The sequence below is a fragment of the Streptococcus anginosus genome (assembly GCF_900636475.1).
GTDB lineage: Bacteria > Bacillota > Bacilli > Lactobacillales > Streptococcaceae > Streptococcus > Streptococcus anginosus.
Genome location: NZ_LR134283.1, coordinates 1,033,420 through 1,059,238 on the forward strand (window position 1 = coordinate 1,033,420; position 25,819 = coordinate 1,059,238).

A 25,819-nucleotide genomic window follows, 5' to 3' on the forward strand; every position below is an offset into this window, starting at 1 on the left:
CTTACTCCCTAAAAAGTAATTCATCACAAAACATACATTCTGCATCATTTTCACGACGCTGACCATAAAAATCTGTGCACACATGAAAACCATCTTCATAGAGTTTGCGCAGATTATCGCGATTTCTTTTTGTTTTTGGTGTTGTTGTATGCTCCACTTGGCCCAATCGCTCTCGTAATTTATCATTTTCCAAACGAAGCGCTACGTTTTCTTCTACTACGCCTTTCAGATTTTTCTTAATTGCCTCTACTTCTGCCAAAGTCACAAGCAGATTTTGAGAAAATTCATCAAGAGCATCAAATAATTCTTTTTTATTCATCCTCACTACCATTTTCCTGTGCCAACGTAGCACATCATTCTCTTTCTTGTAACACCATATATTCTAGTGCATTTTGAAAACTAACATTTGCTTGCCACATTTTTATTGCTGTAAATATACCTTCTAAATAGAAGCGTCCACATGTTGTTTGCATTTCTTTTGCAAAGAGAAGCTCCAAGAGTTTCAAAGCCTGTTCTTGCTTTTCCTTATCATCTGCCAGACTAGCCAACTTCGCAACCTGCAAATAAGCAGTCTCTTTTCGATTTAAGCAAAGCGATGCAAAACGATCACATTCTGCTGCCAAGTCAAAAAAAGCTGGACTAGCTGCCAAACGCATGGCTTCTTCTTCTGTTTGACCATAAGCAGTTAACAATTCTGCTTGTGTCTTTATCAGCCCAGTCTGCTCCAATTTTTTAAGCAAATAGGCTTGATTTTTTGGAAAATGAAATAGCTGCGCTCGGCTTTTAATCGTGGGCAAAATAAGATTTTCATCCGCTGTCAACAAGAAAATATACACTTCACTTTGCGGCTCTTCAATGACCTTTAACAGCGAATTAGCTGCATTGACATGCATCTTGTCCGCATCACAAATGATAAACACTTGCTTGTTGCTCTCAAATCCAGACTGCGAAAAATTGCGTACCAATTCTCTGACTCGCTCTGTCTTTATAATATTATTGATTGGTCGAACAACCGTCACATCTGAAAAATCCTCTTCCTCAATCAAGCAGCAATTTCGACATTCACCACAGGGTAAGACACCATTTTTATTGGTACAAAATAAACTCTGTGCTAAACATTGAGCCATCTCAAAACTACCGAAAGCTCCTGTAAACAGATAAGCATGATTCAGACGATTCTGCTGTAAAATTTGTTCAAAACGCTCAAACAAGACTGGCTGTAACCGAGCTAATTCTTCTATTTTCATCTTAAACTCTCAACATGCTCTGCTAGCACTGCTATCGTATCGGAAATTACTTTTTCAAGTGGCTGACTGGCGTCAATCCTTTTCATACGATTTGGCTCTTTTTCAAGAATAGATAAATATCCTTCACGGACTCGTTGATGCCATTCCACACTTTCACGATCCAAACGGTCCGCACCACGCTCTTTGCTCTTAGCAATACGAGCCAAGCCTTCCTCTGCTTCAATATCAAAATAAAGGGTCAAATCTGGCTTCAAACCATCGGTCGCAAAATCATTCAGCCAATCAATATCAGCCACCTTCAGACCTCGACCAAAACCTTGATACGCCACCGAACTATCAATAAAGCGATCCACCAGCACCATTTCGCCACGATCTAAAGCAGGCAAAATACGTTCCACCAAATGTTGCCTGCGACTGGCAATATAGAGGAGCAGTTCCGTTTTTTCATCGATTTCCGTATGCTTCGGATCTAAAACAACATCGCGAATCTTCTCCGCAACTGCCACTCCACCAGGCTCACGCGTAGTGACAAACGCTTGCCCTTTTGCTTCTAAAATGGGAATCAAGGCTTCTAAAACACTTGATTTTCCTGCACCATCTGGTCCCTCTAAAGAGATGAATATTCCTTTTGACATACTAACTCATTTCTTCCTTTTTCTCCTTTCTATTTTAACAAAAAACTCCAGAAAAATCATTGTCAGAAAAAGTTTAAAAAAATTTTTTCAAAATGATACATAAGTTTTCAAGATTTGATACAATAGAATGTACAGAAATTATTAGGAGGTTATCATGTCTAAGTTTAAAAACTATCTAACGATTGTTCTAGGAGCTGGAATTTTTGCTTTTGCAATCAATTATCTGATTATTCCGAATCATTTGTATGAGGGAGGCGCAACTGGTGTGACCCTCATTACATACTATCTTTTTAAGATTCCTGTTTCACTGATGAATCTCATCATCAACATTCCTCTTTTCATTATTGCTTGGAGAATTTTTGGATCGCGACTTTTGTACTCTAGCATCTTAGGAACCTTTGCCGTTTCTGCTTGGCTGGCGATATTTGAAAAAATCCCTTTCGTGATTAACCTTGAAGGCGACCTCGTGATTGTGACGCTTCTGACAGGGATTATTGCTGGTGTTGGACTAGGAATTGTTTTCAATGCCGGTGGTACGACTGGCGGTACCGATATTATTGCTCGAATCGCTAACAAGTATACGAATATCTCCATGGGAAAATTGATGTTTACCGTAGACTTCTGCGTCCTTATTTTCGTTATACTTGTTTTTAAAGATGTTCGCCTAGTGATTTATACCTTGATTTTTGTCTTTATCGCTTCACGAGTGATTGACTTGATTGGTGAAGGCGGTTATGCCGGCAAGGGCTTCATGGTTATTACTAGCCGCCCAGAAGAATTGGCAAAGAAAATTGATGAAGATCTCGGTCGTGGAATTACTTTCATCAATGGACAAGGCTACTACAGTGAGAATGATTTGAAACTCATTTACTGCGTCGTTGGACGAAACGAAATGCAATCCATGAAAAAAGTTATTCATAGCGTCGATCCACATGCCTTTATTACCATTACAGATGCCCATGAAATCCTTGGTGAAGGCTTTACCTTAGATGTCAATAAGCAACCGATTCAGAAATAATCTTGCTCCCATTATAAAAAACGCATGAACACAGTTAAATGAACTGCTCTCATGCGTTTTTTGTTGTCTTATAATGCTTTTGCTGAAGTACGGGTAATGTCTTCTACCTGAATGCCTTTGTCTTCAAATTTCGCTTTTAAAGCCGGCAAATCCACATTACCATCAATTTGAACTTCAATGATAACTTTGCCATCTTTGCGTGGAATATTAACAGCGTTAGAGATATTGAGATTTTCTTCGACAATCAAATGCACAATCTTCTCCAACACGCCGACTTCATCTTCTGTAATGAAACGCACGCGAATGCCTTCTTCACCATAGCCAGCAATTTCAAGAAAGGCTCTGAAAACATCACGATCTGTAATGACACCGTACACTTGCTGATTGTCCACCACTGGCAAAATGCCAATTTTATTTTTCAACATCAAGTAAGTAGCATCTTCCAAACTAGCAAATTGTGACACCGTCACCACATCACGAATCATGACGTCTTTAATCTTTGTCTTGTTTAGCAAATAATTCATCTCGTAAATGGACAAACTCGTTGCTTTTGAAGGACTTGCTTCGGCGATCGTTCCTTCAGTCACCAAACCAACCAATTGGTCATTTTCAATAACAGGAAGCCGGTGCAATCCCTGCTCACGCATAATATCCGCCGCATGCGCTACTGTCGTGTCTGGGCTAATATACACCACTTTTCGTGTCATAAAATCTTTAACTGCCATGGAAATCTCCTTTATCTCTGATTTTTCAGTTCTATTATACTGTATTTTCTAGTTTATTTCAAACGCTTTCAAGGTGCTTGCTTATGTTTTCAAGAATACTATTAGTGAATAAAAAAGAAGTAGAAAACCACTTCTTTCTCCTTTTTTCACCCACCGAGATAAGCCTTGCGGACTTCATCGGAAGCGAGCAATTCTTTTCCTGTGCCAGACAAGACAATGTTTCCTGTTTCTAAAACGTAGCCACGGTCAGCAATCGAGAGGGCTTTATTAGCATTTTGCTCAATCAATAAAACAGTTGTACCTTGCTTTTGAATATCTTGAATAATATCAAAAATTTCTTGAATGAAGAGAGGAGCCAGTCCCATTGAAGGCTCATCTAAAAGCAGAAGTTTTGGAGTAGACATAAGAGCTCGTCCCATAGCAAGCATCTGCTGCTCACCTCCAGAAAGAGTTGCAGCATCTTGATTTTTACGTTCCTCTAAACGCGGAAAACGTGAAAAAACTTTCTTTAGATTCGCTTGATTTTCATCACGATTTGTCTTTAGAAAAGCACCCATTTCTAGGTTTTCCAAAACAGTCAGGCCTGGGAAAACATGGCGTCCTTCGGGTACCTGAGAAAGTCCTGCTGCTACAATTTTCTGAGCAGGAACTTTTTGAATTTCATTTCCTAGAAACTCAATTTTTCCTGCACTTGGACGAACCAGTCCTGAAATGGTCCGAAGAATCGTCGTTTTTCCAGCACCATTGGCACCGATGAGAGAAACAACTTCGCCCTCGTTGACTTCAAAGCTGACATCTCGGACAGCCTGAATCATGCCATAATGGACGGAAAGATTTTCAACTTTAAGCATAGACATTAGGCTTCACCTCCCAAATAGGCTTCGATAACACGCTTATCATTTTTGATCTCGTCAGGAGTTCCGTGTGCGATCAAACGACCATACTCCAATACATAAATTCGTTCCGTCACTTCCATGACTAAGCTCATGTCATGCTCAATCAGCATGATTGTGATTTGGAATTCATTTTTTATGCGACGAATTAACTCTGTCAATTCTGCTGTTTCCTGCGGATTCATTCCCGCAGCAGGCTCATCAAGAAAGAGAATTTTTGGTTCTGTTGCTAGAGCACGCACAATTTCCAAACGACGTTGTTGACCGTAAGCTAAATTCTTAGCAAGTGTTTCTGCTTCACCGTCTAGGTCAAAGATTTTTAGTAATTCCAGAGCCTTCTCACGCAATTCTGCTTCATTTTTATAGAAAGCTGGCAAACGAAAGAAGCTAGCAAAAACATGTGCTTTGTGGTGATTTCCCAAAGCAATCAAGACATTCTCTAAGACTGTCAAATCTTTAAACAAGCGAATATTTTGGAATGTCCGACTGAGCCCTAAAGAAGCAATCTTATAAGGAGCCTTGCCATTGAGCAAATGCCCATCCAAGGTCACGCTTCCTTCACTTGGCTCATAAACACCGGTCAGTAAATTAAATAAAGTTGTTTTTCCTGCACCATTTGGACCAATGAGACCGACTAATTCCCCATCATTCAGCTCCAAGGTTACATCACCAACAGCAGTCAACCCACCGAAATTTTTTGTTAGATTTTTTACATCAAGAAGCGCCATTAGTTGACCTCCTTATCTTTTTTAAAGAAGCGTGAGAGGCTTAATTCCCATGTACCAAGAAGTCCTCCTGGACGGAAAATCATCACCAAAATCAAAGCAAGAGAGTAGATAATCATCCGAATACTTGCTACATTTTGAAGTACCATGTTTAAAATTCCCAAGACAATCGCTGCAACAATGGTTCCTGTCATGGAACCCAAGCCACCAAATACCACGATAATCAAGACATTGATGCTATTGATAAAAGTATAATCTTTCGGCACAACAGAGCCAATAAATCCTGCTTGGAGTGAGCCTGCGATACTAGCTGTCATCGCTCCAAAAACAAAGGCAATTACTTTGATTTTAGTGGTATTGACCCCTACAGACTCTGCTGCAATTTCATCTTCACGAACTGACAAGGTTGCTCGTCCAATCGGGCTGCGCAAGAAATTGATGGTTAAAATAGTTGTGATAACTACAAAGAAATACACCATTTGCCAATTGGTAAAAGCAGGAATACCAAGAATACCCGCAGCTCCATTAGTCAAATCACCTCCGTTGATGATTAAAATTCGAATGATTTCAGAAACCCCAAGCGTTGCAATTGCGAGGTAATCACCTTTCAGACGAAGAGTAGGAATCCCTACAACCAAAGCCACTGCCCCTGCAATCAACGCCCCTAACACCATAGCCGCAAAAAAAGCAGGATAAGTGGCAGATCTTGAGCCAATAATCGCAGCTGCATAAGCACCAATTGCCATAAAACCAGCATGTCCCAGAGAAAATTGACCTGAGAAGCCGACAATCAAATTCAACCCTACTGCTAAAATAACGTTAATGCCAATTTGCTGTAAGATTTGCAAGTAAAAATCATTCAAAACTCCAGCGCTGACAAGGAGAGTCAGCAAACCGTAACCAGCAAGAAGGAGTACAAACCATAAAATATTTACTTTTACATTCTTTTTCATCGCTTACACCTTCTCTTTCACATTCTTACCAAGAATACCTGCAGGACGAACAAGCAAGATTAAGATTAAAATGCCATACACAATCGCATCACGGAAATCTGACATACCAAAAGCTGTCGCAAAGGTTTCTAATAGACCAATGACAAAGCCCCCCAGTGCTGCTCCGGGGATAATACCAATCCCACCAAGTACCGCAGCGACAAATGATTTCAACCCTGGTGTCATTCCCATCAAAGGCTCTAAAGAATTGTAATAAAGCGCGATGAGTACACCTGCTGCGCCTGCCAAAGCAGAACCTAAAGCAAAAGTGAAACTAATTGTACGATTGACATTGATTCCCATTAGCTGCGCTGCATCACTATCGACCGAAACTGCCCTCATCGCTTTCCCCATTTTGGTCTTTTGAACAATGACTTGCAATAACACCATCAAGATTAAGGAAATGACCAAAATCATCAGTTGGATATTGGTGAGACTAATCGGTCCAAAATTATAACGAACCGTTTCAATCACTTGCGGGAACGAACGAGTATTGGCTCCCACAAAATAGACCATCACATATTCCAAGAAAAACGAAACACCAATCGCAGTAATCAAAGCTGCAATCCGAGTCGAATTTCTCAGTGGACGATACGCCAGAAACTCGACCAGCACACCTAAAGCTGCCGTCCCAATCATTGCCAAAATCAAGGCAAGGAAAAAGTTAAGATGAAGGGAGTTAATCAGGAAATAGCCCATAAAAGCACCCATCATATAAATGTCTCCATGAGCGAAGTTGATGAGCTTGATAATCCCATAAACCATGGTATAGCCGAGAGCGAGCAAAGCATAGACACTCCCCAGAATCAGACCATTAACAAGTTGTTGGAGCATGGCCACCACACTTTCTAATTATAATATAGAAGAAAGAACTATGTGATTGTTCACATTTTCTTATCTATCGTGAAAAAAGAGCGAGTCAAGCCATCATTTCAAAAAAATGATTTTTCTCACTCATCTATTCTAAGTTTGAACAAATGAGACCGTTAAACCTTTTAAGTCTCACTTCACAGTTGATTACTTTTCAACGGCTTAAAACATATCTAACAATCAATCACTAGGTCTTACAAACCTTAATGAAACATATTTTTAAGACTAAGACTTTTGTCCCGCCTCTTTTCTTTTAACCCGTATAAAGAGAAGTAACTATCTACGATGTTCACCATAAATAGTTACTCTTTTATACACTATAAAATATATTTTAAGCAATCCTGCAAATGATTACGGCTTAACCGTTTCAGCTGCTGTGACCTTCCCATTGTTCATGGTCATCATAAAGGCTGTTTTAACAGTGTTATGATTCTTATCAAAGCTGGTATCACCTGTTACACCTTCAAAATTCTTTGTCTTAGCAAGATTGTCTTTGATGTCAACAGATGTTTTAGCACCCTTAGCAGCATTGGCAACAAGATAAACAGAGTCGTATGCTAGCGCTGCAAATGTTGAAGGTTCTTCATTCTTGTATTTAGCTTTGTAAGCTTCAAGGAATTTCTTTGCTTTATCTGAGACATCAACTGTTGAAGAGAAGCCTGAGATATAGTAGATATTTGAAGCTTTAGCTGGTGTTGCTTGTTGGACAAATTCTTCGCCATTAAAGCCGTCACCACCAACGATTGGCTTATCAATGCCCATACCACGCGCTTGGTTTACAATTTTACCAGCTTCTGTATAATATCCAGGTACGATAATGGCATCAAAATCTTTGCCTTCCATTTTGGTAAGAGCTGCTTGGAAGTCGGTATCACCAGCGACAAACTTTTCATCTGCAACAATCTCACCTTTGTAGGCATTACGGAAAGCTTTTGCAACACCTTTCGCATAGTCACTTGAGTTATCTGTATAAAGTACAACTTTTTTCGCTTTTAACGTTTCTGTAACATATTTAGAAATGATTTTCCCTTGGAAACTGTCTTGGAAAGTTCCGATGAATAAGTATTCTTGATTTTTCGTCAAACCGTCTTGTGTCGCACTAGGTGAAATCAAAGGCACACCTGCTTTTGTCGCATTGGGAACTGCCGCTGCTGTTGCACCAGAAGTTGCAGGTCCTACGACTGCATTTACTTTTGATTGGGTTACCAAGTTAGTCGTAACAGAAGCAGCTTCTGCTGTTTCAGATTTATTATCCTTGTCAACAACTTCAAGTTTCTTGCCATCAATACCACCGGCTTTGTTGATTTCATCAACAGCCAGTTGGGCACCTTTTTGTTCGGCTGTTCCATAAGCTGCTGTTGCACCAGTTTCTTCAAAGTTAAATCCAATTTTAATGGTCTTATCAGCAACTTTTGTACCAGTTGCATTGGAACCACCTGACTTTACTTCCCCACAAGCGGCAAGAAGGGCAACACTTGCAAGGGCAACAAATGATAGAGCAAATTTTTTCTTCATATTCTTATCTCCTCGTTCCGAAATGATATGTTTAGAATATATCGAATTATCTGACAATTGTCAAGTGGTAAATGAGATTTTTTTATATGTTTACGTTTTCTTTATCTCTAAACAAGCTTCCAACAAAGTCTGTGTCCAATTCTTGAATGTGACAAACCCGTACTTGTTTGACATATTTTTCTTTAGATAACTTTTGCATCATCTCTTCTACTTGCTCTGTCGGAATATACAACTGGAGGTAACGATGCTTTTTAGAATGGTAGACAATATCGCCAATAGTTTCTATTTTTTTCACATCTCGATTGTAATACAAATACACAATCAAACCTGTTCGTTCTTCTTTTTTAAACATGAGTTTTCTTTCTAACATTTTTTCATTTATAAGTATATCAAAAAAATGCCCATCAGAGGACATTTTTTTCAGATAATAGCAAATAGAGCATTAGTTCAAGTTGTTATTTGCCATGATTTCATCAATGAAACCATAATCTAGCGTTTCTTGAGCACTCATCCAGTAGTCACGTTCAGCATCTTTATGAACTTGCTTAATGGTTTTCCCTGAATTATCCGCAAGGATTTTCTCCAAGTTATTCCGGGTTTTCAGCAAATGCTCAGCCGCAATCGCCATATCGGTTTGTTGCGTACCGCTACCAGTTCCGCCCATTGGTTGGTGAATCAGGTATTCTGCATTCGGCAACATGAAGCGCTTGCCTTTAGCACCACTTGAAGCAATAATGGTTCCCATGGAAGCAGCCATCCCCATGACAATTGTTTGGACATCTGATTTGATGAAGTTCATGGTATCAACAATCGCTAGACCAGCTGATACGGAACCGCCTGGCGTATTGATGTAAAGATAAATATCTTTGGTATTATCCTGCGCATCAAGAAAAAGTAATTGCGCAATAATGGAATTAGCCATATTGTCCTCAACAGGACCCGTCAGCATAATAATGCGATCTTTTAATAAGCGTGAGTAAATATCGTAGGAACGTTCTCCACGGCTTGTTTGTTCAATAACTACAGGAATCATTGTATTCTCCTTTTCATCTGATATTTTAATCTGACTAACAATTTTTAGTGAGATTTTTCAAATATGAGACTATTATAGCCTTTTGGTCAAAAAAGGTCAAACATAAAACTCATTATTTTGTACCGAAAAGACGATCTCCTGCATCTCCCAATCCTGGAACGATATAGCCGTTTTCATTCAAATGATCATCAAGGGCTGCTGTAAAGATTTCCACGTCTGGGTGAGCTTCTTGTAAAGCTTTCACACCTTCTGGCGCTGAAACAAGGCAGACAAATTTAATATTGTGTGCTCCGCGTTTTTTCAATGAATCAATGGCTAAAATAGCTGAACCACCTGTCGCCAGCATGGGATCTACCACAAAGATTTGACGTTGGCTAATGTCTTCTGGTAACTTCACAAGGTACTCAACTGGTTTTAGGGTTTCTTCGTCGCGATACATGCCAATATGTCCGACTTTAGCAGCTGGCACAAGGCTCAAAAGACCGTCCACCATACCGATACCTGCACGTAAAATTGGGACAATAGCTAATTTTTTACCAGCCAATTGTTTTTGAACCGTCTTTGTAATGGGCGTTTCAATTTCCACATCTTCTAATGGTAAGTCACGTAAAACTTCATAGCCCATCAGCATAGCAATTTCATTTACTAACTCACGAAAAGCCTTAGTAGAGGTATCCGTACGACGTAAGATAGACAATTTATGCTGAATGAGCGGATGTGCGATCACTTGAAATTTTTCCATGATTGGTTTTCCTTCTTTCAATTTATTCTTCTTATTATATCAAAAAAACATAAAAAAGGCTCGTGACAAACAAGCCTTTTCAAAGATTGTCAATTGCTTACAACCATTCATGGTATTTCTTAATATAAAGATGCTTCACAAACGTAACACTTACCATATACAAAATCATGACAAGGATTAAGAATAAGAAATAAGTACCGTTTAATGGAGCCACTTTTAAAAGCGTAGCAAAAGGACCGTAGGGTAATAAGGTTACAAAGAACACGGCTGCTAGGGTTGTCATGACTACGGACAAAGCCGGCCTGCTTTGAATAAACGGCAGTTTAGGTGAGCGCAGCATGTAGATAACCATGGTTTGCGTCCACATGGACTCAATAAACCAACCTGTTTGGAAAATGGTGATGAACTCGCTAGACATCCCATGATGATAAACAGAACCTGTCATCATCGGTGCAATGATAAAGAACAAAATCAAGAAGGTCATACAGTCAAAAATAGAACTGATTGGACCAATCCAAGCCATGAAGCGCGTGATGGATTTGGCACTCCAAATGCGCGGTTTTTGCAAAAATTCACGGTCGACATTGTCAAATGGTAAAGCGATACAAGAAATGTCATAAACCAAATTCAACACAATCAAATGAATCGGTGCCATGGGCAAAAATGGTAAGAAAATACTTGAGATTAGCAAGGAAAAGATATTTCCGAAGTTGGAACTCACTGTCATCTTGATGTACTTGGTCATGTTGGCATAGACTTTTCGACCTTCCACTAAGCCTTTTTCAAGCACCAATAAGTCTTTATCTAACAGAATAACATCAGCTGTTTCTTTCGCAATATCAACAGCTGTATCAACTGAAATCCCTACATCAGCTACTTTCATAGAAGGTGCATCATTGATGCCGTCTCCCATATAACCAACCTTGTGCCCATTTGCTTTCAGCTGCAAAATGATACGCGCTTTTTGGTCGGGAGATAATTTCGCAAAAACAGTTGTGGTTTCAACAACTTTGCTCAATTCGTCATCCGACATCGTTTCAATCACAGAACCAAGTAGGATATGTTCTGCATCTAACCCAACTTTCTCACAGACCGCTTCTGTGACTTTTTCATTGTCACCTGTCAAAATTTTGGTGGCAACACCATATTCTGCTAAAGCCTTGATAGCAGGCGCTGCAGAAGGTTTTGGCGGGTCAAGAAAGGCAAGATACCCTGTCAAAATCATGTCTGACTCATCTTCTACTGTGTATTCATAGTCAGCATCTAAGTCTGAGCGATAGCTGACGCCCAGCACACGCAATCCTTGTTCATTTAACTGTGCAACTTCTGCTAAAATTTCTTGGCGAATCTCTTCTGTCAAAGGAAGGATTTCCCCTTTGTCTTCGACATAATTTGAAATAGATAGCATTTCCTCCAAAGCGCCTTTTGTCACCATACTAACCATATTTTCATCGTCTTTAACAAGAACACTCATACGACGACGCTCAAAGTCAAAAGGTAATTCATCAATCTTCTTAAAAGTTTGGTCCAAGTTGCGAACAATTTCGTGCTTTTCTGCTTCTTTTTCCGTCCGATTGATAATAGCACGATCCATCAGATTTTTTAGCCCTGTTTGATAATACGAATTAAGATATGCTCTGCGAAGAACAGCTAAATCAAGCTCTCCATGAATATCAAGCGGATATTCCAAAACGATCTCATCTTGTGTCAGCGTTCCTGTTTTATCCGTACAAAGAATATCAATCGCTCCCAAATCTTGAATAGCATTAAGTTTCTTGATAACAACTTTTTCTTTTGCCATAAGAATGGAACCCTTAGCCAAGCTCGCAGTGATGACCATAGGCAACATTTCTGGTGTTAAACCGACACCAACACTTAATGCAAATACACCAGCCTCCAGCCAATCTCCGTCTGTCAGACCATTGATAAGAAAGACAATGGGTACAAGTACCAACATGAGACGAATGAGCAACCATGAAATGCTGTTCATTTCCCGCTCAAATGAAGTTGGTTCATCATAAGTATTGAGCGTTTGCTCAATAGCACCCATCTTGGTATCATCTCCAACAACCAGAACAAGGGCAATGGCACGACCAGAAATCACATTGGTTCCCATAAAAGCAAGGGCTTCAGATTCAAGCAAGCTATCTGCCTCTTTTGCCTCACATTTATCCAGCGCCATTTTTTCAACAGCATCACTTTCGCCTGTCAAGCCTGACTGTTGCACGAAGAAGTCGCGCGAATCCAAGATTAGCACATCTGCTGGCAACATATCTCCTGCACTCAAGCGAATAATGTCTCCTACCACTAATTCTGTAATTGGAATTTCTTGCTCTTTTCCCTCACGAACGACTGTCACTGTATTGACAATCATACGTGAAAGATTGCTGGCTGCTTTGTCGCTCCGCAATTCTTGCACAAAGCGAATACTACCAGACAACAAAACAAGGACAACAATGATGATAAATGTCGTCGGATCTTCTTGCCCAGGCTTTGCCAGCCAAACATTGGTCACCAAGGATACCAATGCAATGAGTAAAAGAATAACGGTAAACGGGTTGATAATAGACTCATAAATTTTTTTAACAATTGAATCTTCTTGCCCTTTGGTCAATTCATTTTCACCGTATAGATCACGATTTTCTTCTACTTGCTCTTCTGTCAGTCCTGCTCTGGAAGTGTTGAAAAAGGTCATCGTGTCCCCTACAGACATACGAAGAGCATCTGTTAATCTTTCTTTTGCTGTTTTCACTGATTTCTCCTCTATCTAAGACGCATCCAAGCAATAAAATAGCTGCACACAGCTTTTTGCTCAGATGTCGTTCATTTGCTAGAGTCGATTCCAAAGGGAGCATGAGGAATGCTCAGATATGGCAATCGACTGGTTTTCTGTTGACTCGGGTGATCATCATTTGGCATATTCCTCACTCCTTTCCCTTGCGGTTTTCCTTTTAAAAAATCAGTTCAAAACAATAAAATCCTACCATGAAAAAACATGGCAGGACTGTATGTCTTGTGTTACCGTTCAAGCTTTAACTCCATAGGGCGGTGAAATGACATTAGTCGAAACCTTAGCGATCTCAACTGCTAACCAACGCGTAGTGTCTCCACTACTTTGCGGTAGTCATCCGTATCCCTATGGTAGCCTCACCTACCGATTTTTCATACTAACTATACTCCACTTAAGAATGATTGTCAACCCCAAATGGCTGTTTCTGAAAATTTCTTTTCATTCTTATTGTGGCAAACAATGCACGATTCTCTTGCAAATCTCTTCTACTAAGGGTTTTGGTGTTGCAATATTTAATCTTGCATGCAACTCCCCCTCTTTTCCATAGTCACTTCCTCGATTGAGAATGACTTTAGCTTGGTCATGCAACAAAGTAAAAAGTTCATCATCTGTCAAACCATAATCGCTAAAATCAAGCCAAATTAGATACGTTCCTTGTGGTTTCATAACTTTTAACCGCGGAGCTTCTTTGGCAAAATAGTCCACCGCAAATTTAATATTTTCTTCTAAAACAGCTTTTAATGCCACCAACCAAGGTTTGCCATAGCGATAGGCCGTTTCTGTCGCAATATAACCTAAACTTGACACTTCATGGTGGTTATTGGCAAGCTGCTGACGTTGAAATTGCGCACGTAATGAAGGATTTTCAATAACAGCATAGGAATTTTTAGTCCCTGCAATATTAAAGGTCTTGGTAGCACTAGACAGTATAATGGCAAATTCTTTAAAATCAGGTGAAATGGTATTAAAGGAAACATGCTCATGACTAAACAAGGTCAAATCTTGATGAATCTCATCTGATACCAAGATAACCTGGTGTTTTTGACAAAGATGACCGATTCTTTCCAAAACCTCTCTTTCCCAGATACGTCCTCCGGGATTGTGCGGACTGCAAAGAAGGTACAATTTCACATTATTTTCGACAATATCCTTTTCCAATTGTTCAAAATCAATTTGAAACAAACCATTTTCTTCTTTGAGAGAATTAGATACCAATTTTCGATTGTTTAAGCGAACGCTACGAGCAAAAGGTGGATAAACAGGAGAATTGATTAGGACCGCTTCTCCTTCTTTGGTAAAGGCTTGAATCGCAATGGAAATAGCTGGCACAACACCTTCTACAAAAACGATATCTTCTTTATCAAACGAATATTGATGTTCGCTCTTTTCCCAATCCAGCACCGCTTGGAGCAACTCATCACTCGCATAAGTATAGCCATAAACCAACTGCTCTGCATAGTCATGAATCGCTTGTTTTACTTCCGGCATGACCTCAAAATCCATATCTGCAATCCATGCCGGCAGTAATTGAGGATCAGTCTCTGTCTCTTTCCACTTATAAGTGTGATGAGATAAGCGATTCGGTGCTGTTTGAAAATTGTATTTGCTCATATTATACCTCCAAAGCAAATTTTAAATCTGTGATTAAGTCTTGGCTGTCTTCGATTCCAATGGACAATCGCAATAAGTCATCTGTTAAACCGTAGGATTTCCGCACGTCAGCTGGAATATCTGCGTGTGTCTGAGTCGCAGGATAGGTAATCAAACTTTCTACTCCCCCCAAGCTTTCTGCAAAGGTAAAGACTTTTAACGTATTTAGCAAATGTGGAATAACTGCTTCATTTTTGATTTTAAAGGAAATCATGCTGCCTTTTCCCGGATAGAGAACCTCTTTTACTGCTGGCGAATCTTTCAAGAAAGCTGCTACAGCTTGTGCGTTTTTTGTTGAACGTTCCATACGTAGAGACAAAGTTTTCAAACCTCGAAGCAAGAGATAACTATCAAATGGAGATAAGACAGCTCCTGTCGTATTGAGATTGTAGAATAGATTCTTATAAAGCTCTTTGTCACTCGTCATAAGAGCACCAGCCAGAACATCATTATGTCCTCCTAAGTACTTAGTTGCTGAATGTAGCACAAGATCCGCTCCATTTTCCAAAGGACGTTGATAGATTGGAGTATAAAATGTGTTATCTACAATAACCTTTGCACCTTTTGCATGAGCTTTTTCTGCAATAGCCGCAATATCAAACTCAAGCATTAACGGATTCGTCGGGGTTTCCAGATACACCACATCTATATCCTCTGTTAAAGCCGCAAGTAATTCTTCTTCCGTATTTGCATATGTAAAGTGAAAGCGCCCTTCTTGCTCCACTTGATGAAACCAGCGAAAAGAACCGCCATAAAGGTCACGAACTGCTAGAACCTTGCTTCCAACTGGAAAAACACTAAAAGCCAAAACAATGGCGCTCATTCCTGAGCTCGTAGCTAATGCATAATCCGCATGCTCAATGGCTGCTAACGTCTTTTCCAAGCTGCTTCGCGTTGGGTTTTTCGTGCGCGTATAGTCATATCCAGTGGATTTTCCAAATTCTGGATGCTGATAGGTCGTTGAAAAATGCAAAGGAGTTGTCAATGCACCCGTTGCTTCATCTGTTTTAATACCAGCATGAGCTAAAAGAGTATCTAATTGTAATTTTTTATCCATAATAAGCTCCATAAGATAAGAGCGGAATCAAGCAATTCTTATATTTTCTAAGTGATTCTATTGTAACATCTTACGAAAATACTGTGTTTTGTTCTTTTCAAGAGCTAGATATAGTTTTAAACTATACTGACTATTCAAAAAATTATAGAACTTGATTGCAAGAATAGCTATTTTCATTATAGCTTAATTTTTATAATTTTTCTACAACATTAAAAAGCCTTGCAGCCTTTTAATGAATATGAAATTTTTGACGTAAGGTTTGAGCTTTCTCACCGATAAAGCGATCTAACAAACGGACTCGCAAAGCCATTGCTCCATAAATAGCCATGCCCAAGCCACCGATGATAACCAAATAAAGCATACTCGAAATGCGTCCACTTGGATGAAAAACAAAGCCAAGTACGACTTCCACAATGGCAATCAAAAGAGCCATAACTGCTGTTAAAATCCCAATCAACAAACTCCGTTTGAAGAGAATGGTTTGATTGAGTCCAGTTACTTGACGAATGTGTTGGTACATCAGAATGATTGGAACGATGAGTCCAATTGTCGTTGCCAGAAGCGGTCCATAGGCTCTAAACAGATAAATAAATGGAATTTGCAAAATGAGCTTAACAAGAACTCCATAACCAAAATAGATAATTGCTTTACGATTTTGGAACAGCGCCTGAATCATTGGCGATAAGACAGTATAGACGCCAAGAATAATCGTCTGTAACATAGCAAAAATGAAGAGCCCCAGAGCTAAACTATCTGGTCGTCCGTAGAAAATCGTGTACAAAGGACGGGCTACTAAGACAGAGCCAATCGTTGCTGGTAAAAGAAACAGCAGTAACATACTCAAATTATCTTGAACCAAGCGCGCAGCCGCCTTTAAATCACCTTTGACATAGTTTTCTGTTAGCAAAGGAATTCCTACACCACCGATCGAAGTTGCTACTGCAATCAAAATCATGGTAATCTTATTTGGATTGGCAGAGAAATAACTGAACATAACCACCAGTTGAGAATTGCTATAATTGGTGAACCATTTCATCGTATTGATAAATGTCATCTGGTCAATGATTTGGAAAAGCTGAATAGCAGAACCCGTGATGATAAAAGGAATGGCTTCACGAATCGTATCCACCAGCAAAGCACGGCTGTTGATTTCAGCACTATTAGCCGGTTTGTGTAAGATAGATGTCAAGAGATTGGTTTTCCAAAGAAAATAAACCAAAACCGCCATACTGGCAAACATACCGACAAAGGCTGCAAAAGTAGATTGGGTCACTGCAGCAACATAATCTTTAGAGCCCAATTTCATAATGAAAAATGTTGCAAGCAGCATCCAAATCACACGAATGACCTGCTCAGCAATCTGGCTCATGGCATACGGTTTTAAATTATTAAAACCTTGGAAAAATCCACGAATAACACTCATGGCTGGAAATACTAGCACAGCCCATGACAAACTCTGCATAACTGGAATCAGTTCTTTTCCGATACCTGACACACGCGCAAAGAACGGTGATAAGAGATACATGATCACTGCAAAAATGACTCCCAACAAGAACATGAATTTCAAAAATTCACGAATGAGAGTAAAACTATGATCTTTTTGCTCAATTGTATTGTATTTAGCAACTTGCTTGGCGACTGCGACAGGTACACCTGCCGTGGAAATCAGAAGAAACCAAGCATAAATATTGTATCCCATGGTAAACAAACCATTAGCTTCTGCACCATGTTTCCCCATCCAGATATACCAAGGAATGATATAAATTGCCCCTAAAAAACGGCTGATAAAGTTACTAGCTGTTAGCCAAGCTGTCCCTAGAAGCATTTGCCTTTGTTGATTTGTTGTTTGTTGGTCCATACATAACCTCTAAAAATAGTCTCATCTTATTATAAACTTTTCCTTTCCGCTTGTAAAACCTCGCCATTAAGTTTACAATAGAAATATGATAACAATTGAAAACGCATTAAACATTTTAAAAAACGATCACAATTTCCGTGAGATTATCGACAAGGGACAATATTTTTATCATTATCGTGGTCTTGTTTTTGAAAAAATCAGCTACGACAGCCGTGAAGTGGATGCTTCCACTCTTTTCTTTGTCAAAGGTGACAATTTTAAAAAAGAATTTTTGGAAAAAGCTGTTGAATCAGGCTTACAGTTCTATGTCAGTGAGACGGATTTTGAAGTAACTATTCCGGTGATTCTAGTCAACGACGTAAAGCAAGCCATGAGCCTTCTTGCCATGGAATTTTATGGAAATCCACAAGATAAACTCAAACTGCTCGCATTTACAGGAACTAAGGGCAAGACAACATCTGCTTATTTTGCTTATCACATCCTCCAACAAAGTCATAAGCCAGCTCTCTTCTCTACCATGAACACGACGCTTGATGGAGAACATTTCTTCAAATCTACTTTGACAACACCGGAAAGCTTGGATTTGTTCAAAATGATGGCGACAGCTGTTGAAAATGGTCGAACTCATCTCATCATGGAAGTTTCCAGTCAGGCTTACCTGAAAAAGCGGGTTTACGGTTTAACCTTTGATGTTGGCGTTTTCCTCAATATCAGTCCTGATCACATCGGACCAATTGAACACCCGACATTTGAAGACTATTTTTATCATAAACGGCTTCTCATGGAAAATAGCCAAGCTGTGGTGGTCAATAGCGAAATGGATCATTTTGAAGTTTTGGCTGAGCAAGTTGCTTCCATGGAACATGATTTCTACGGACAGCATTCAGACAATCAAATTCATCACTCGCAAGCCTTCTCTTTTGAAACAAGCGGAAAGTTAGCAGAGACATTTGACATTCAGCTGATTGGTCGTTTCAACCAAGAAAATGCGCTTGCTGCTAGCCTTGCCTGTCTCCGCTTGGGTGCTTCCATTGCGGACATCAAGAAGGGAATTGCAAACACACGCGTACCTGGACGTATGGAAGTGCTGACTCAAAAAAATGGTGCCAAAGTGTTTGTGGATTACGCACACAATGGTGTCAGTCTCGCTAATCTCCTATCGGTCGTTCAAGAACATCAAAAAGGTAGGATTGTTTTGGTGCTCGGTGCAACTGGAAATAAAGGAGAAAGCCGTCGCAAAGATTTTGGTCTACTAATCAATCAACATCCAGAATTGACCGTTATCCTGACAGCAGATGATCCAAATTACGAAGATCCAATTGCTATTGCCAAAGAAATTGCTTCTTACATATCCTTTGATGTTGATATGATTGCTGACCGCGAAGAAGCTATTAAAACAGCCCTTGGCTTAACTAGCAAAGAAGGCGATGCCGTCATTCTAGCTGGTAAAGGCGCTGATTGCTACCAAATTATAAATGGTAAAAAAACTGACTATCTAGGTGATTATGCCATCGCTGAAAAATATTTATAGAAAATAATAAAGGTCGAGACAAACGTTTTCGACCTTTAATTATTTAAGAAAATTTATACTAGCAAGGAGAGATGAGCACAATTCCTCAGAAATCAAAATCTTGCTTTATGACTTTACTTTCTCCAACTAATCAAGACATACATTAGACTTGACCCAAACATATCTGCAAGTGCATGCACGAGGAAGAATGGTAAGAGGTTTTTAACCTTATATTTATAAAGAAAATAATAGAGAAGTCCAAAACCAACACCGATTGTCAGTGCCCAGAGCATTCCTTGATAAGTATGGAAAGAAACGCGAGTGATTGTCGAATAAAGAAGAACCCACCACTTATATTTATCTCTAACTGAGGTCAATAAACCTAAAAAGAAAAATTCTTCATAGAAGCCATTGAGCAAAGCATAGAGAATAGCCATAGGTGTCAAATCAATAAATTTGCGGAAAATTTCCGTCAGATCAATATATTTCCACAATTGCGGATCAAAATAATTGTATTCTCCGCTAAGGGTGGTCACTGTATCCGCGAGAATCCCCATAACCGCAAAAATAAATGGAAACCAAAAGAGTACAGACCACGATAGACGAATTGGCAACTGCTTAAAGTCAAAATGGCGAAGTATTAAATAGGCTATCGTCAGAGCTAACATGAGAAGCTGCAATTCTAAATTACTGGAATAAGCTGCTCCGTCACTTGCTGTTTTACTAGCTGTATCTGTTACTGCTGCCGTAGTGGACGGTGACAAGCTCGCAAGATAAAGTTCTGTTGAGCGATAGATAAATTGTCCAAACAACAGAGCTGTCACAATGACAATATCAAACCATTTCAAATACTTCAACGGCTGAGACGGACGAATTTTTGCTAAAGGATTCACGATACATTCCTTTCATGAAACGAAATGATTTAGTGACTACCAAATCTTGCTAAACTTAAACCTTATACTTATAAATCTATCAAATAAACCTTAAAATTTTATTATTCTAAGGTTTATCTAATGCTTTCTTTACACGAAAGGTCAATGTTTCCTTATCAAAATCCAATTTTAATTCATATTTCCCTGCTTCGTTAGGCGCAATATAACCTAAAATCACTAGAGCATCTACAAAAATATCGCGTCGTTTTTGCATCAGCTCAGTTTTACGACCATACTTTAGCAGAAATGTTGCCATATATTTTAGAGCATACTCCGGATTAACATCTCCTATCAACTTATAAAGCTTTTGTTGCTGATTATTCAATGGATATTGTTGCTTTAGCTTATAAAAATAATTGGAAAGTGTCAGCTGCTCTCTGAGAAAATCTGTTGTTTCCACTAAAATAGCCTGGTTGGTCTGATTGGTCAAGCGTGTCTTAAAGCGCACATTCCGCAATTCTTTATAAAGAGAACTGTCATCTCGTACAAATACTTCCTGATCCAAAGACAAATCCGTCACATTTTCCAACAGAGGAACGCTTTGACAATAGCGTTTATTTTCCCGAAGCACATAGCCTGCCTTGATATAATCCTCTATAGAGCGATCAATATTGGGAAAATTTGCAAACTCACGCTTTATCTCTCGCAAAGTAACATCGTCATGTTGATCTAAGTAATTTATCAATTCATGAAAAAAGGGCTGACGTGTCAAACGACTGGGATTGATTACTTTAATCATCTAATCTTCCTTTGTAAACTAATTTTTCGGATTGAGCCAATTGGCTAGGATTGGTTCCCGGCTGATGAAGAGGAACAGCTAGCCCCAATTCCTTGTAATACTGCTGCCAAAAAGGAGCAACTTCCTCATCTTCATCACCGAACTGCATAGGAATGGTTTCAAAAATAGGGAGGATTTCCGCAATATATTCAGAACAGTAAAAACCTGTCGTATTTGGATAAAAGCTATTATTATAAGGCTTGTAAAGGTGTTGTTCTGCTCTTTTCCAGACAGCTTTCACATCTATATCAGGGAAAACATAGACATCATAGCATTCATCGTCCTGTAAAAATACCTCTATCGGCTGCTTCATGACACCCTGTTCACTTGTCGCATGGTACATCCAGCCGTCAAAAAAGATTGCCGCATGGTTATACCGCCCAGTTGATCGCTGAATAGCTTCTGCTATATCAGATTGGCTGGACACAAAAAGCAAATCCCCATTTTTTAAATCTTGAATTTTCATAGAACTATTGTATCAAAAAAGGAGCCGAAACTCCCTTTTTATTCTATTCTTAAGCATTAAAACTTTCTGTTAATTGCGGAACGACTTGTTTCTTACGAGAAACAGCGCCAGCAAGGAAAGCGTGGTTGTTTTCAAGAACAAAATTGAAAGCTGCTTCTACCTTATCCATATTACGACCGATTGCAAGGATTTCTGAGTTAGAATTGATAATATCGGTAATCATCAAAACGAAGTCAGAATAACCATTAGCCGCATTTGTTTTTTCAATAGCTGCTTCCAGTTCAGCTTGACGTTCTAAGACTTCTGCAATATCAACTGTGTTGACTTGTGCCACACGAACTTGATTTCCGTTTAATTCAAATGTTTTAGCATCAATATCAATCAATTCCTCGGCTGTTTTGCTAGCTAAGTTGGTTCCAGCTTTAAGCATAGCCAAACCGTATTCTTCCAAATTCACACCAGCCAATTCAGCTAATTCTGGAGCAATGACTTTATCACTTGGATGTGTAGTAGGTGATTTCAAAAGAAGAGTATCTGAAATCAAACCTGAGAGCATTAGACCTGCGAGTTCTTTTGGTACAGCTACGCCAGCTTCTTTAAACATGCGATAAACAATAGAAGAAGCTGAACCAACAGGCTCCAAACGCATATAAAGTGGGCTGGCTGTTTCAAAATTCGCTACACGGTGATGATCCACAACGCCGTACACTTCTACTTCTGCAATGTCAGAAATAGATTGTTGAAATTCATTGTGGTCTGTTAAAATAACTTGCTCAACTCCCTCTGCCTTTGCAGATGTCACCACACGCGGTGCTTTTACACCAAAAGTATCCAAGACAAACGCTGTTTCTTCATTTGGTTCTCCCAAAGCAACCGCTTCTGTATCCAATCCATAAGCCTCACGTGCAAGGTAAGCAAAGGCTACAGCTGAACCAATCGCATCTGAATCTGGATTTTGATGACCGAAAACTAAAATTTTAGACATGATAGTACCTCATAAACTTTTTATACACCCTATTTTAGCACAATTTTAAGATTTTCACAAAGAGAGGAATAGAAAAGCACCCAATCGTTAGTTTTCCTGTCTAACTTTTTGAGTGCTGATCAAAATCTCACTTCCTGCTTTTATTAACTATTATGTATGCGGTTCATATACTCGGTATAAGATTCTGTTTTCATAAGTTCTTTGGCATTTGCTACTCGATCAGCAGTTGGCGGCTTTATACCTTCTAATGGATAAGGAATGCCCAATTCACGCCATTTAAATTCTCCCATTGTATGATAAGGTAGCACTTCAAATTTATCAACTGTTTTTAACGTTTTAACAAACTCACCTAATTCTTTTAAGTCGTCATCACGGTCTGTTAACGTTGGAACCAAAACATGGCGAATCCACATTGGAACACCTTTATCAGACAGATATTTTGCACATTCCAAAATATTTTTATTGGTGTGCCCTGTCACAAATTTATGCTGGGCATCATTGATTTCTTTAATATCCAGCAACACTAAATCTGTCACTTCAAGCAGGCGATCAAAAACTTTGAGATACTCTGGTGTATTACGGAACGGCATCGCACAAGTATCTAACGTACAATGAATTCCCAATTCTTTAGCTTTGGTAAAAAGTGCAATCACAAAATTAATCTGCAAAAGAGCTTCACCACCACTTACTGTAATCCCACCTTTTTTACCCCAAAAGCCACGATAACGAAGCGCTTCTTGCAAAACGTCTTCAACCGTTCGCTCTCTTGAATTATTGGTTTCCATTGCCCATGTATCTGGATTGTGGCAATATTGGCAACGCATTTTACAACCCTGCAAAAAGACAATGAAACGGATACCAGGCCCATCAACAGCTCCAAAACTTTCAGTCGAATGGACCATACCTGTTACTTTTCCATAATCAATGACTTCTTTTTCCATCGTCTTATCCTCTTGAAAACGTTTTATAATACTATTATAACACTTCTTTTCTAGATAGAGGGACAATTTGTCTATTTTTTAGAAAATAATCTGTTTTTCAGTTTCATTTTCAATATTTTTCAAAAAAACGAGAGAATCTTAAAACTCTCTCGTTCATCTATTCCTTTTAATCCGTCACTTTCTTTCGCCAAAGGAGGGTTGCACTTAGGATGACAAGCCCTACAACAGCTACTTCAGCACCTGTTGTTCCTGTAGATGGTAAAATTCTCTTTTTAGTTGGTTTATCATCTCTATTTGGTGGAGTTGTGCTGTCACCAGAAGGTTTTGGCTCAGTTGGTTGAGTCGGCGGCGTGTCATCTTTTTTCTGACTAAAGTCAAGCTGTGCAATGACGGGATCATGGTCTGATGCCCGACCGTGTTCTTCCATGAAAGAAGCATTAATGTGAACTGGTGAGAACACTGTTTTATCAGCAATATTTTTTGAAACAAAGATATTGTCTAAACTTTGATTGCTGCCACGGTAAAAATAAGAATAGCGGTCTGCTGCGTCGTGATTCAGCATCATATTGACTAATTCATTACCAGCCACTGCTTTGGCAGTTTCTGAAAATTCAAAGTCATTAAAGTCACCAGTTAAGACAAACTTCAAATTTGGATTTTGCTTCAAACCTTCTTTTACAAAAGCATTCAACAACTTCCCTTGCTCAATCCGTTGTGCCAATGTATTTTGTACTGCTGGTTGTTTAGAACCATATACTGCATCATCACCGAGTTTAGATTTCAAATGATTGGCAATCACGACAATCCGTTCACCTTTAAATTCAAACTCTGCTGCTAAAGATTTTCTAACTTTTTCAAATACTGGATTAGTTGGGTCTATTCTGGCAGGATTTTTCACCAAATGACCGTCTTTGAAAGCAGCCGCTTCTGTGCTACTTCCTGCTTCACGTTCTACTATCTTCACTCGTTGAGGATTGTACAAGAAAGCCACACGAATATTAGATCCGGGCTTTCCTCCGTCTGCACCATCAACAGGAGCTACTTCGACATACTTATACTCTTTGCCACCTAATTGTTTAATCTTAGCAGCTAATTTTTCCCCACTTTGAACACCACTTACTGTGCCGTCATTGACACTTCCATTATTATCTTGAACTTCTATGAGTGTGATAATATCTGGACTATGGATTTCATTGATAAAGGATTTGGCAATTTTCTCCACTTTTGCGTCAGGTGTTTCGCCCGTTGCATTGTTTGCCGAGAAGTTTTCGATATTGTAAGAAGCAATCGTCAATTTATCTTCACTTGGATAAATCTTAGAAACCTCTCTTTGTAGACCGCCATCTTGCAGATCTGGCAACTTCGTTGGCTCCAACTTATAAACCTTGCTGCGATAAGTTACAACACCAGAAACATCTTCATTAAAGTAATCTTTAGCTTTTGCAATATATTTATTCCCAACATAAACGGGGATAGTTGCTGTATTTTGGACATTAGGGCGAAGGTTGACACCACCGATATTATTGAGCGGCAGCGCTTGATAACCATTCGGCAAGAGATAAATATCTCCTCGATATTGTGGGCCAAGCACACGAGGTTTTTTCACTGTTGTCAACATACCCTCCAGACTTTCCCAATAATCCAATGCATCATGTTCTGGATCATAAGTAGTCGGAGTATTATCCACGATATCTTTTGGCATACGATCTGAAATATTAACTGGTTCTGGTAGTGCGGCTGTACCGTTTTTCGTTACCTTAGAAGCAAACAATTGTGTTACAGTTAAGCTGTCAGTTGGTTTACGGAAAGTTTGTCCAGGACGAACACTGAGTTCTTCCATATAACCTTCTTTGATTTGACCTTCAATCGTCAACTGATCGCCAACTGCAACCTTTTCTTTTGAGACGACATAAATAGCATCTGAGGTCTTTACGTTCCCGTCAGCTTTTATGTCTTGTGTATAAAAGCCATATCGATCCGTTTTAGTGACGACTACATTTGACACGCGCACCTTTTTCCCATTATAAGGCGATTCATGTGCTTCGCCTTGAATTTGACCAATATTGGCTACCTCGGTAAATTCAGAAGTAGTAGCTCTTGCTTCACTGCTTGAAGCTTCTGTCTTAGGTGTTTCTTCGCTTGTGCTACTTGGCTCATTCGTACTACTCGTACTGCTTGCTGAACTTTCATAAGTCGTTTCTGATGATTGCGACTGTGTTGTCGAAGCAACAGAACTAGACTCTGAAGTCGTTGTTACAGAAGTTTCTGAACTTGAAGAGCTCGCCTCATTTGCCTGAACAACAGGACTTAGAACGCTACTAGCTAACAAAATAGCTGTCGCAAACAATACAGGCAATTGTTTTGAAGTTTCTTTCATATATTCTCCTTTACATCATAATTTGGAAATCAAATTTCCTTGAGATGTATTTCTACCGTAATTATTATAAATAAAACAG

At 39.3% G+C, this 25,819-nt stretch carries 24 protein-coding genes and 1 riboswitch; of the genes, 2 read left to right on the forward strand and 22 right to left on the reverse strand.

Annotation, left to right across the window (positions count from 1 at the left end; genetic code table 11):
* Position 1: 1 nt before the first annotated feature.
* From yabA to tmk, 3 genes are read right to left on the reverse strand one after another with little or no spacing between them, the layout of a single operon-like run.
* Entirely contained in the window at positions 2 to 319 is a 318-nt protein-coding gene (gene yabA / locus EL079_RS05020) for a DNA replication initiation control protein YabA (RefSeq protein WP_003025601.1), read from the reverse strand.
* 34 nt (positions 320 to 353) lie between these two features.
* Entirely contained in the window at positions 354 to 1,247 is an 894-nt protein-coding gene (locus tag EL079_RS05025; RefSeq protein WP_003032421.1) for a DNA polymerase III subunit delta', read from the reverse strand.
* On the reverse strand, positions 1,244 to 1,882 hold the full coding sequence (gene tmk, locus EL079_RS05030) for a dTMP kinase (protein ID WP_003032352.1): 639 nt from the start codon (positions 1,880 to 1,882) through the stop codon (positions 1,244 to 1,246). The genes EL079_RS05025 and tmk overlap by 4 nt, the downstream gene beginning before the upstream one ends.
* A gap of 154 nt (positions 1,883 to 2,036) precedes the next feature.
* Between tmk and EL079_RS05035 the strand changes: the two genes are divergently transcribed.
* On the forward strand, positions 2,037 to 2,900 hold the full coding sequence (locus EL079_RS05035; RefSeq protein WP_003032427.1) for a YitT family protein: 864 nt from the start codon (positions 2,037 to 2,039) through the stop codon (positions 2,898 to 2,900).
* 68 nt (positions 2,901 to 2,968) lie between these two features.
* On the opposite strand, the gene EL079_RS05040 is transcribed toward EL079_RS05035, so the two are convergent.
* The 13 genes from EL079_RS05040 to EL079_RS05105 form a co-directional block, all read right to left on the reverse strand.
* Positions 2,969 to 3,625, reverse strand: coding sequence for a CBS domain-containing protein (locus EL079_RS05040; RefSeq protein WP_003025613.1), 657 nt, complete (start codon positions 3,623 to 3,625; stop codon positions 2,969 to 2,971).
* A gap of 146 nt (positions 3,626 to 3,771) precedes the next feature.
* Positions 3,772 to 4,482, reverse strand: coding sequence for an ABC transporter ATP-binding protein (locus tag EL079_RS05045; protein WP_003032369.1), 711 nt, complete (start codon positions 4,480 to 4,482; stop codon positions 3,772 to 3,774).
* The gene (locus EL079_RS05050) at positions 4,482 to 5,246 is read right to left on the reverse strand and encodes an ABC transporter ATP-binding protein (RefSeq protein ID WP_003032371.1); all 765 of its coding nucleotides are present in this window, start codon (positions 5,244 to 5,246) and stop codon (positions 4,482 to 4,484) included. The genes EL079_RS05045 and EL079_RS05050 overlap by 1 nt, the downstream gene beginning before the upstream one ends.
* Entirely contained in the window at positions 5,246 to 6,196 is a 951-nt protein-coding gene (locus EL079_RS05055; RefSeq protein WP_003032380.1) for a branched-chain amino acid ABC transporter permease, read from the reverse strand. The genes EL079_RS05050 and EL079_RS05055 overlap by 1 nt, the downstream gene beginning before the upstream one ends.
* A gap of 3 nt (positions 6,197 to 6,199) precedes the next feature.
* The gene (locus EL079_RS05060; RefSeq protein ID WP_018543650.1) at positions 6,200 to 7,069 is read right to left on the reverse strand and encodes a branched-chain amino acid ABC transporter permease; all 870 of its coding nucleotides are present in this window, start codon (positions 7,067 to 7,069) and stop codon (positions 6,200 to 6,202) included.
* Between the two features lie 387 nt (positions 7,070 to 7,456).
* Positions 7,457 to 8,620, reverse strand: a complete 1,164-nt coding sequence (locus EL079_RS05065) for an ABC transporter substrate-binding protein (protein WP_003032423.1) — start codon at positions 8,618 to 8,620, stop codon at positions 7,457 to 7,459.
* 82 nt (positions 8,621 to 8,702) lie between these two features.
* The gene (locus tag EL079_RS05070) at positions 8,703 to 8,972 is read right to left on the reverse strand and encodes a YlbG family protein (protein WP_003032401.1); all 270 of its coding nucleotides are present in this window, start codon (positions 8,970 to 8,972) and stop codon (positions 8,703 to 8,705) included.
* A gap of 90 nt (positions 8,973 to 9,062) precedes the next feature.
* Positions 9,063 to 9,677: an ATP-dependent Clp protease proteolytic subunit gene (locus tag EL079_RS05075; RefSeq protein ID WP_223349572.1), complete on the reverse strand. Its 615-nt coding sequence runs from the start codon at positions 9,675 to 9,677 to the stop codon at positions 9,063 to 9,065.
* Positions 9,678 to 9,765: 88 nt separating this feature from the next.
* Positions 9,766 to 10,395, reverse strand: coding sequence for a uracil phosphoribosyltransferase (upp, locus tag EL079_RS05080; protein ID WP_003025639.1), 630 nt, complete (start codon positions 10,393 to 10,395; stop codon positions 9,766 to 9,768).
* A gap of 97 nt (positions 10,396 to 10,492) precedes the next feature.
* Positions 10,493 to 13,147 (reverse strand): magnesium-translocating P-type ATPase, encoded by a 2,655-nt coding sequence (gene mgtA, locus EL079_RS05090; RefSeq protein ID WP_003032364.1) that lies wholly within the window; start codon positions 13,145 to 13,147, stop codon positions 10,493 to 10,495.
* A gap of 261 nt (positions 13,148 to 13,408) precedes the next feature.
* Positions 13,409 to 13,561, reverse strand: a riboswitch (M-box (ykoK) riboswitch).
* A 69-nt stretch (positions 13,562 to 13,630) separates the two neighbouring features.
* Entirely contained in the window at positions 13,631 to 14,797 is a 1,167-nt protein-coding gene (locus tag EL079_RS05095) for a MalY/PatB family protein (RefSeq protein ID WP_003032387.1), read from the reverse strand.
* Between the two features lies 1 nt (position 14,798).
* Complete coding sequence (locus EL079_RS05100; protein ID WP_003032397.1) at positions 14,799 to 15,893, reverse strand: cystathionine gamma-synthase; 1,095 nt, start codon at positions 15,891 to 15,893, stop codon at positions 14,799 to 14,801.
* A gap of 229 nt (positions 15,894 to 16,122) precedes the next feature.
* Positions 16,123 to 17,751 (reverse strand): putative polysaccharide biosynthesis protein, encoded by a 1,629-nt coding sequence (locus EL079_RS05105; protein ID WP_003032363.1) that lies wholly within the window; start codon positions 17,749 to 17,751, stop codon positions 16,123 to 16,125.
* Between the two features lie 85 nt (positions 17,752 to 17,836).
* Between EL079_RS05105 and EL079_RS05110 the strand changes: the two genes are divergently transcribed.
* Positions 17,837 to 19,282, forward strand: a complete 1,446-nt coding sequence (locus EL079_RS05110; protein ID WP_003032361.1) for a UDP-N-acetylmuramoyl-L-alanyl-D-glutamate--L-lysine ligase — start codon at positions 17,837 to 17,839, stop codon at positions 19,280 to 19,282.
* Between the two features lie 113 nt (positions 19,283 to 19,395).
* On the opposite strand, the gene EL079_RS05115 is transcribed toward EL079_RS05110, so the two are convergent.
* From EL079_RS05115 to EL079_RS05140, 6 genes are all read right to left on the reverse strand, one after another.
* On the reverse strand, positions 19,396 to 20,154 hold the full coding sequence (locus EL079_RS05115; protein WP_003032378.1) for a CPBP family intramembrane glutamic endopeptidase: 759 nt from the start codon (positions 20,152 to 20,154) through the stop codon (positions 19,396 to 19,398).
* A 106-nt stretch (positions 20,155 to 20,260) separates the two neighbouring features.
* A complete protein-coding gene (locus tag EL079_RS05120; RefSeq protein WP_003032415.1) occupies positions 20,261 to 20,932 on the reverse strand; it encodes a DUF1803 domain-containing protein in 672 nt (223 codons plus the stop codon).
* The gene (locus EL079_RS05125) at positions 20,925 to 21,437 is read right to left on the reverse strand and encodes a YiiX/YebB-like N1pC/P60 family cysteine hydrolase (protein ID WP_003032409.1); all 513 of its coding nucleotides are present in this window, start codon (positions 21,435 to 21,437) and stop codon (positions 20,925 to 20,927) included. The genes EL079_RS05120 and EL079_RS05125 overlap by 8 nt, the downstream gene beginning before the upstream one ends.
* A 49-nt stretch (positions 21,438 to 21,486) precedes the next feature.
* Positions 21,487 to 22,422 carry a manganese-dependent inorganic pyrophosphatase gene (locus tag EL079_RS05130; protein ID WP_003032383.1) on the reverse strand — a complete coding sequence of 312 codons (936 nt, stop codon included), beginning with the start codon at positions 22,420 to 22,422 and terminating at the stop codon, positions 21,487 to 21,489.
* A 143-nt stretch (positions 22,423 to 22,565) separates the two neighbouring features.
* Positions 22,566 to 23,363 (reverse strand): pyruvate formate-lyase-activating protein, encoded by a 798-nt coding sequence (gene pflA, locus EL079_RS05135; protein ID WP_003032403.1) that lies wholly within the window; start codon positions 23,361 to 23,363, stop codon positions 22,566 to 22,568.
* A 166-nt stretch (positions 23,364 to 23,529) separates the two neighbouring features.
* Positions 23,530 to 25,740 carry an endonuclease/exonuclease/phosphatase family protein gene (locus EL079_RS05140; RefSeq protein ID WP_003032347.1) on the reverse strand — a complete coding sequence of 737 codons (2,211 nt, stop codon included), beginning with the start codon at positions 25,738 to 25,740 and terminating at the stop codon, positions 23,530 to 23,532.
* Positions 25,741 to 25,819: the final 79 nt, after the last annotated feature.

Coding starts and splice junctions, on each gene's coding strand:
- EL079_RS05025 (WP_003032421.1), bottom strand. CDS start 1,247: ATGAAAATAGAAGAATTAGCTCGGTTACAGCCAGTCTTGTTTGAGCGT.
- EL079_RS05065 (WP_003032423.1), bottom strand. CDS start 8,620: ATGAAGAAAAAATTTGCTCTATCATTTGTTGCCCTTGCAAGTGTTGCC.
- EL079_RS05140 (WP_003032347.1), bottom strand. CDS start 25,740: ATGAAAGAAACTTCAAAACAATTGCCTGTATTGTTTGCGACAGCTATT.
- EL079_RS05100 (WP_003032397.1), bottom strand. CDS start 15,893: ATGGATAAAAAATTACAATTAGATACTCTTTTAGCTCATGCTGGTATT.
- pflA (WP_003032403.1), bottom strand. CDS start 23,363: ATGGAAAAAGAAGTCATTGATTATGGAAAAGTAACAGGTATGGTCCAT.
- tmk (WP_003032352.1), bottom strand. CDS start 1,882: ATGTCAAAAGGAATATTCATCTCTTTAGAGGGACCAGATGGTGCAGGA.
- EL079_RS05035 (WP_003032427.1), top strand. CDS start 2,037: ATGTCTAAGTTTAAAAACTATCTAACGATTGTTCTAGGAGCTGGAATT.
- EL079_RS05095 (WP_003032387.1), bottom strand. CDS start 14,797: ATGAGCAAATACAATTTTCAAACAGCACCGAATCGCTTATCTCATCAC.
- upp (WP_003025639.1), bottom strand. CDS start 10,395: ATGGAAAAATTTCAAGTGATCGCACATCCGCTCATTCAGCATAAATTG.
- EL079_RS05055 (WP_003032380.1), bottom strand. CDS start 6,196: ATGAAAAAGAATGTAAAAGTAAATATTTTATGGTTTGTACTCCTTCTT.
- EL079_RS05110 (WP_003032361.1), top strand. CDS start 17,837: ATGATAACAATTGAAAACGCATTAAACATTTTAAAAAACGATCACAAT.
- EL079_RS05125 (WP_003032409.1), bottom strand. CDS start 21,437: ATGAAAATTCAAGATTTAAAAAATGGGGATTTGCTTTTTGTGTCCAGC.
- EL079_RS05070 (WP_003032401.1), bottom strand. CDS start 8,972: ATGTTTAAAAAAGAAGAACGAACAGGTTTGATTGTGTATTTGTATTAC.
- EL079_RS05040 (WP_003025613.1), bottom strand. CDS start 3,625: ATGGCAGTTAAAGATTTTATGACACGAAAAGTGGTGTATATTAGCCCA.
- yabA (WP_003025601.1), bottom strand. CDS start 319: ATGAATAAAAAAGAATTATTTGATGCTCTTGATGAATTTTCTCAAAAT.
- EL079_RS05050 (WP_003032371.1), bottom strand. CDS start 5,246: ATGGCGCTTCTTGATGTAAAAAATCTAACAAAAAATTTCGGTGGGTTG.
- EL079_RS05105 (WP_003032363.1), bottom strand. CDS start 17,751: ATGGACCAACAAACAACAAATCAACAAAGGCAAATGCTTCTAGGGACA.
- EL079_RS05045 (WP_003032369.1), bottom strand. CDS start 4,482: ATGTCTATGCTTAAAGTTGAAAATCTTTCCGTCCATTATGGCATGATT.
- EL079_RS05060 (WP_018543650.1), bottom strand. CDS start 7,069: ATGCTCCAACAACTTGTTAATGGTCTGATTCTGGGGAGTGTCTATGCT.
- EL079_RS05130 (WP_003032383.1), bottom strand. CDS start 22,422: ATGTCTAAAATTTTAGTTTTCGGTCATCAAAATCCAGATTCAGATGCG.
- EL079_RS05120 (WP_003032415.1), bottom strand. CDS start 20,932: ATGATTAAAGTAATCAATCCCAGTCGTTTGACACGTCAGCCCTTTTTT.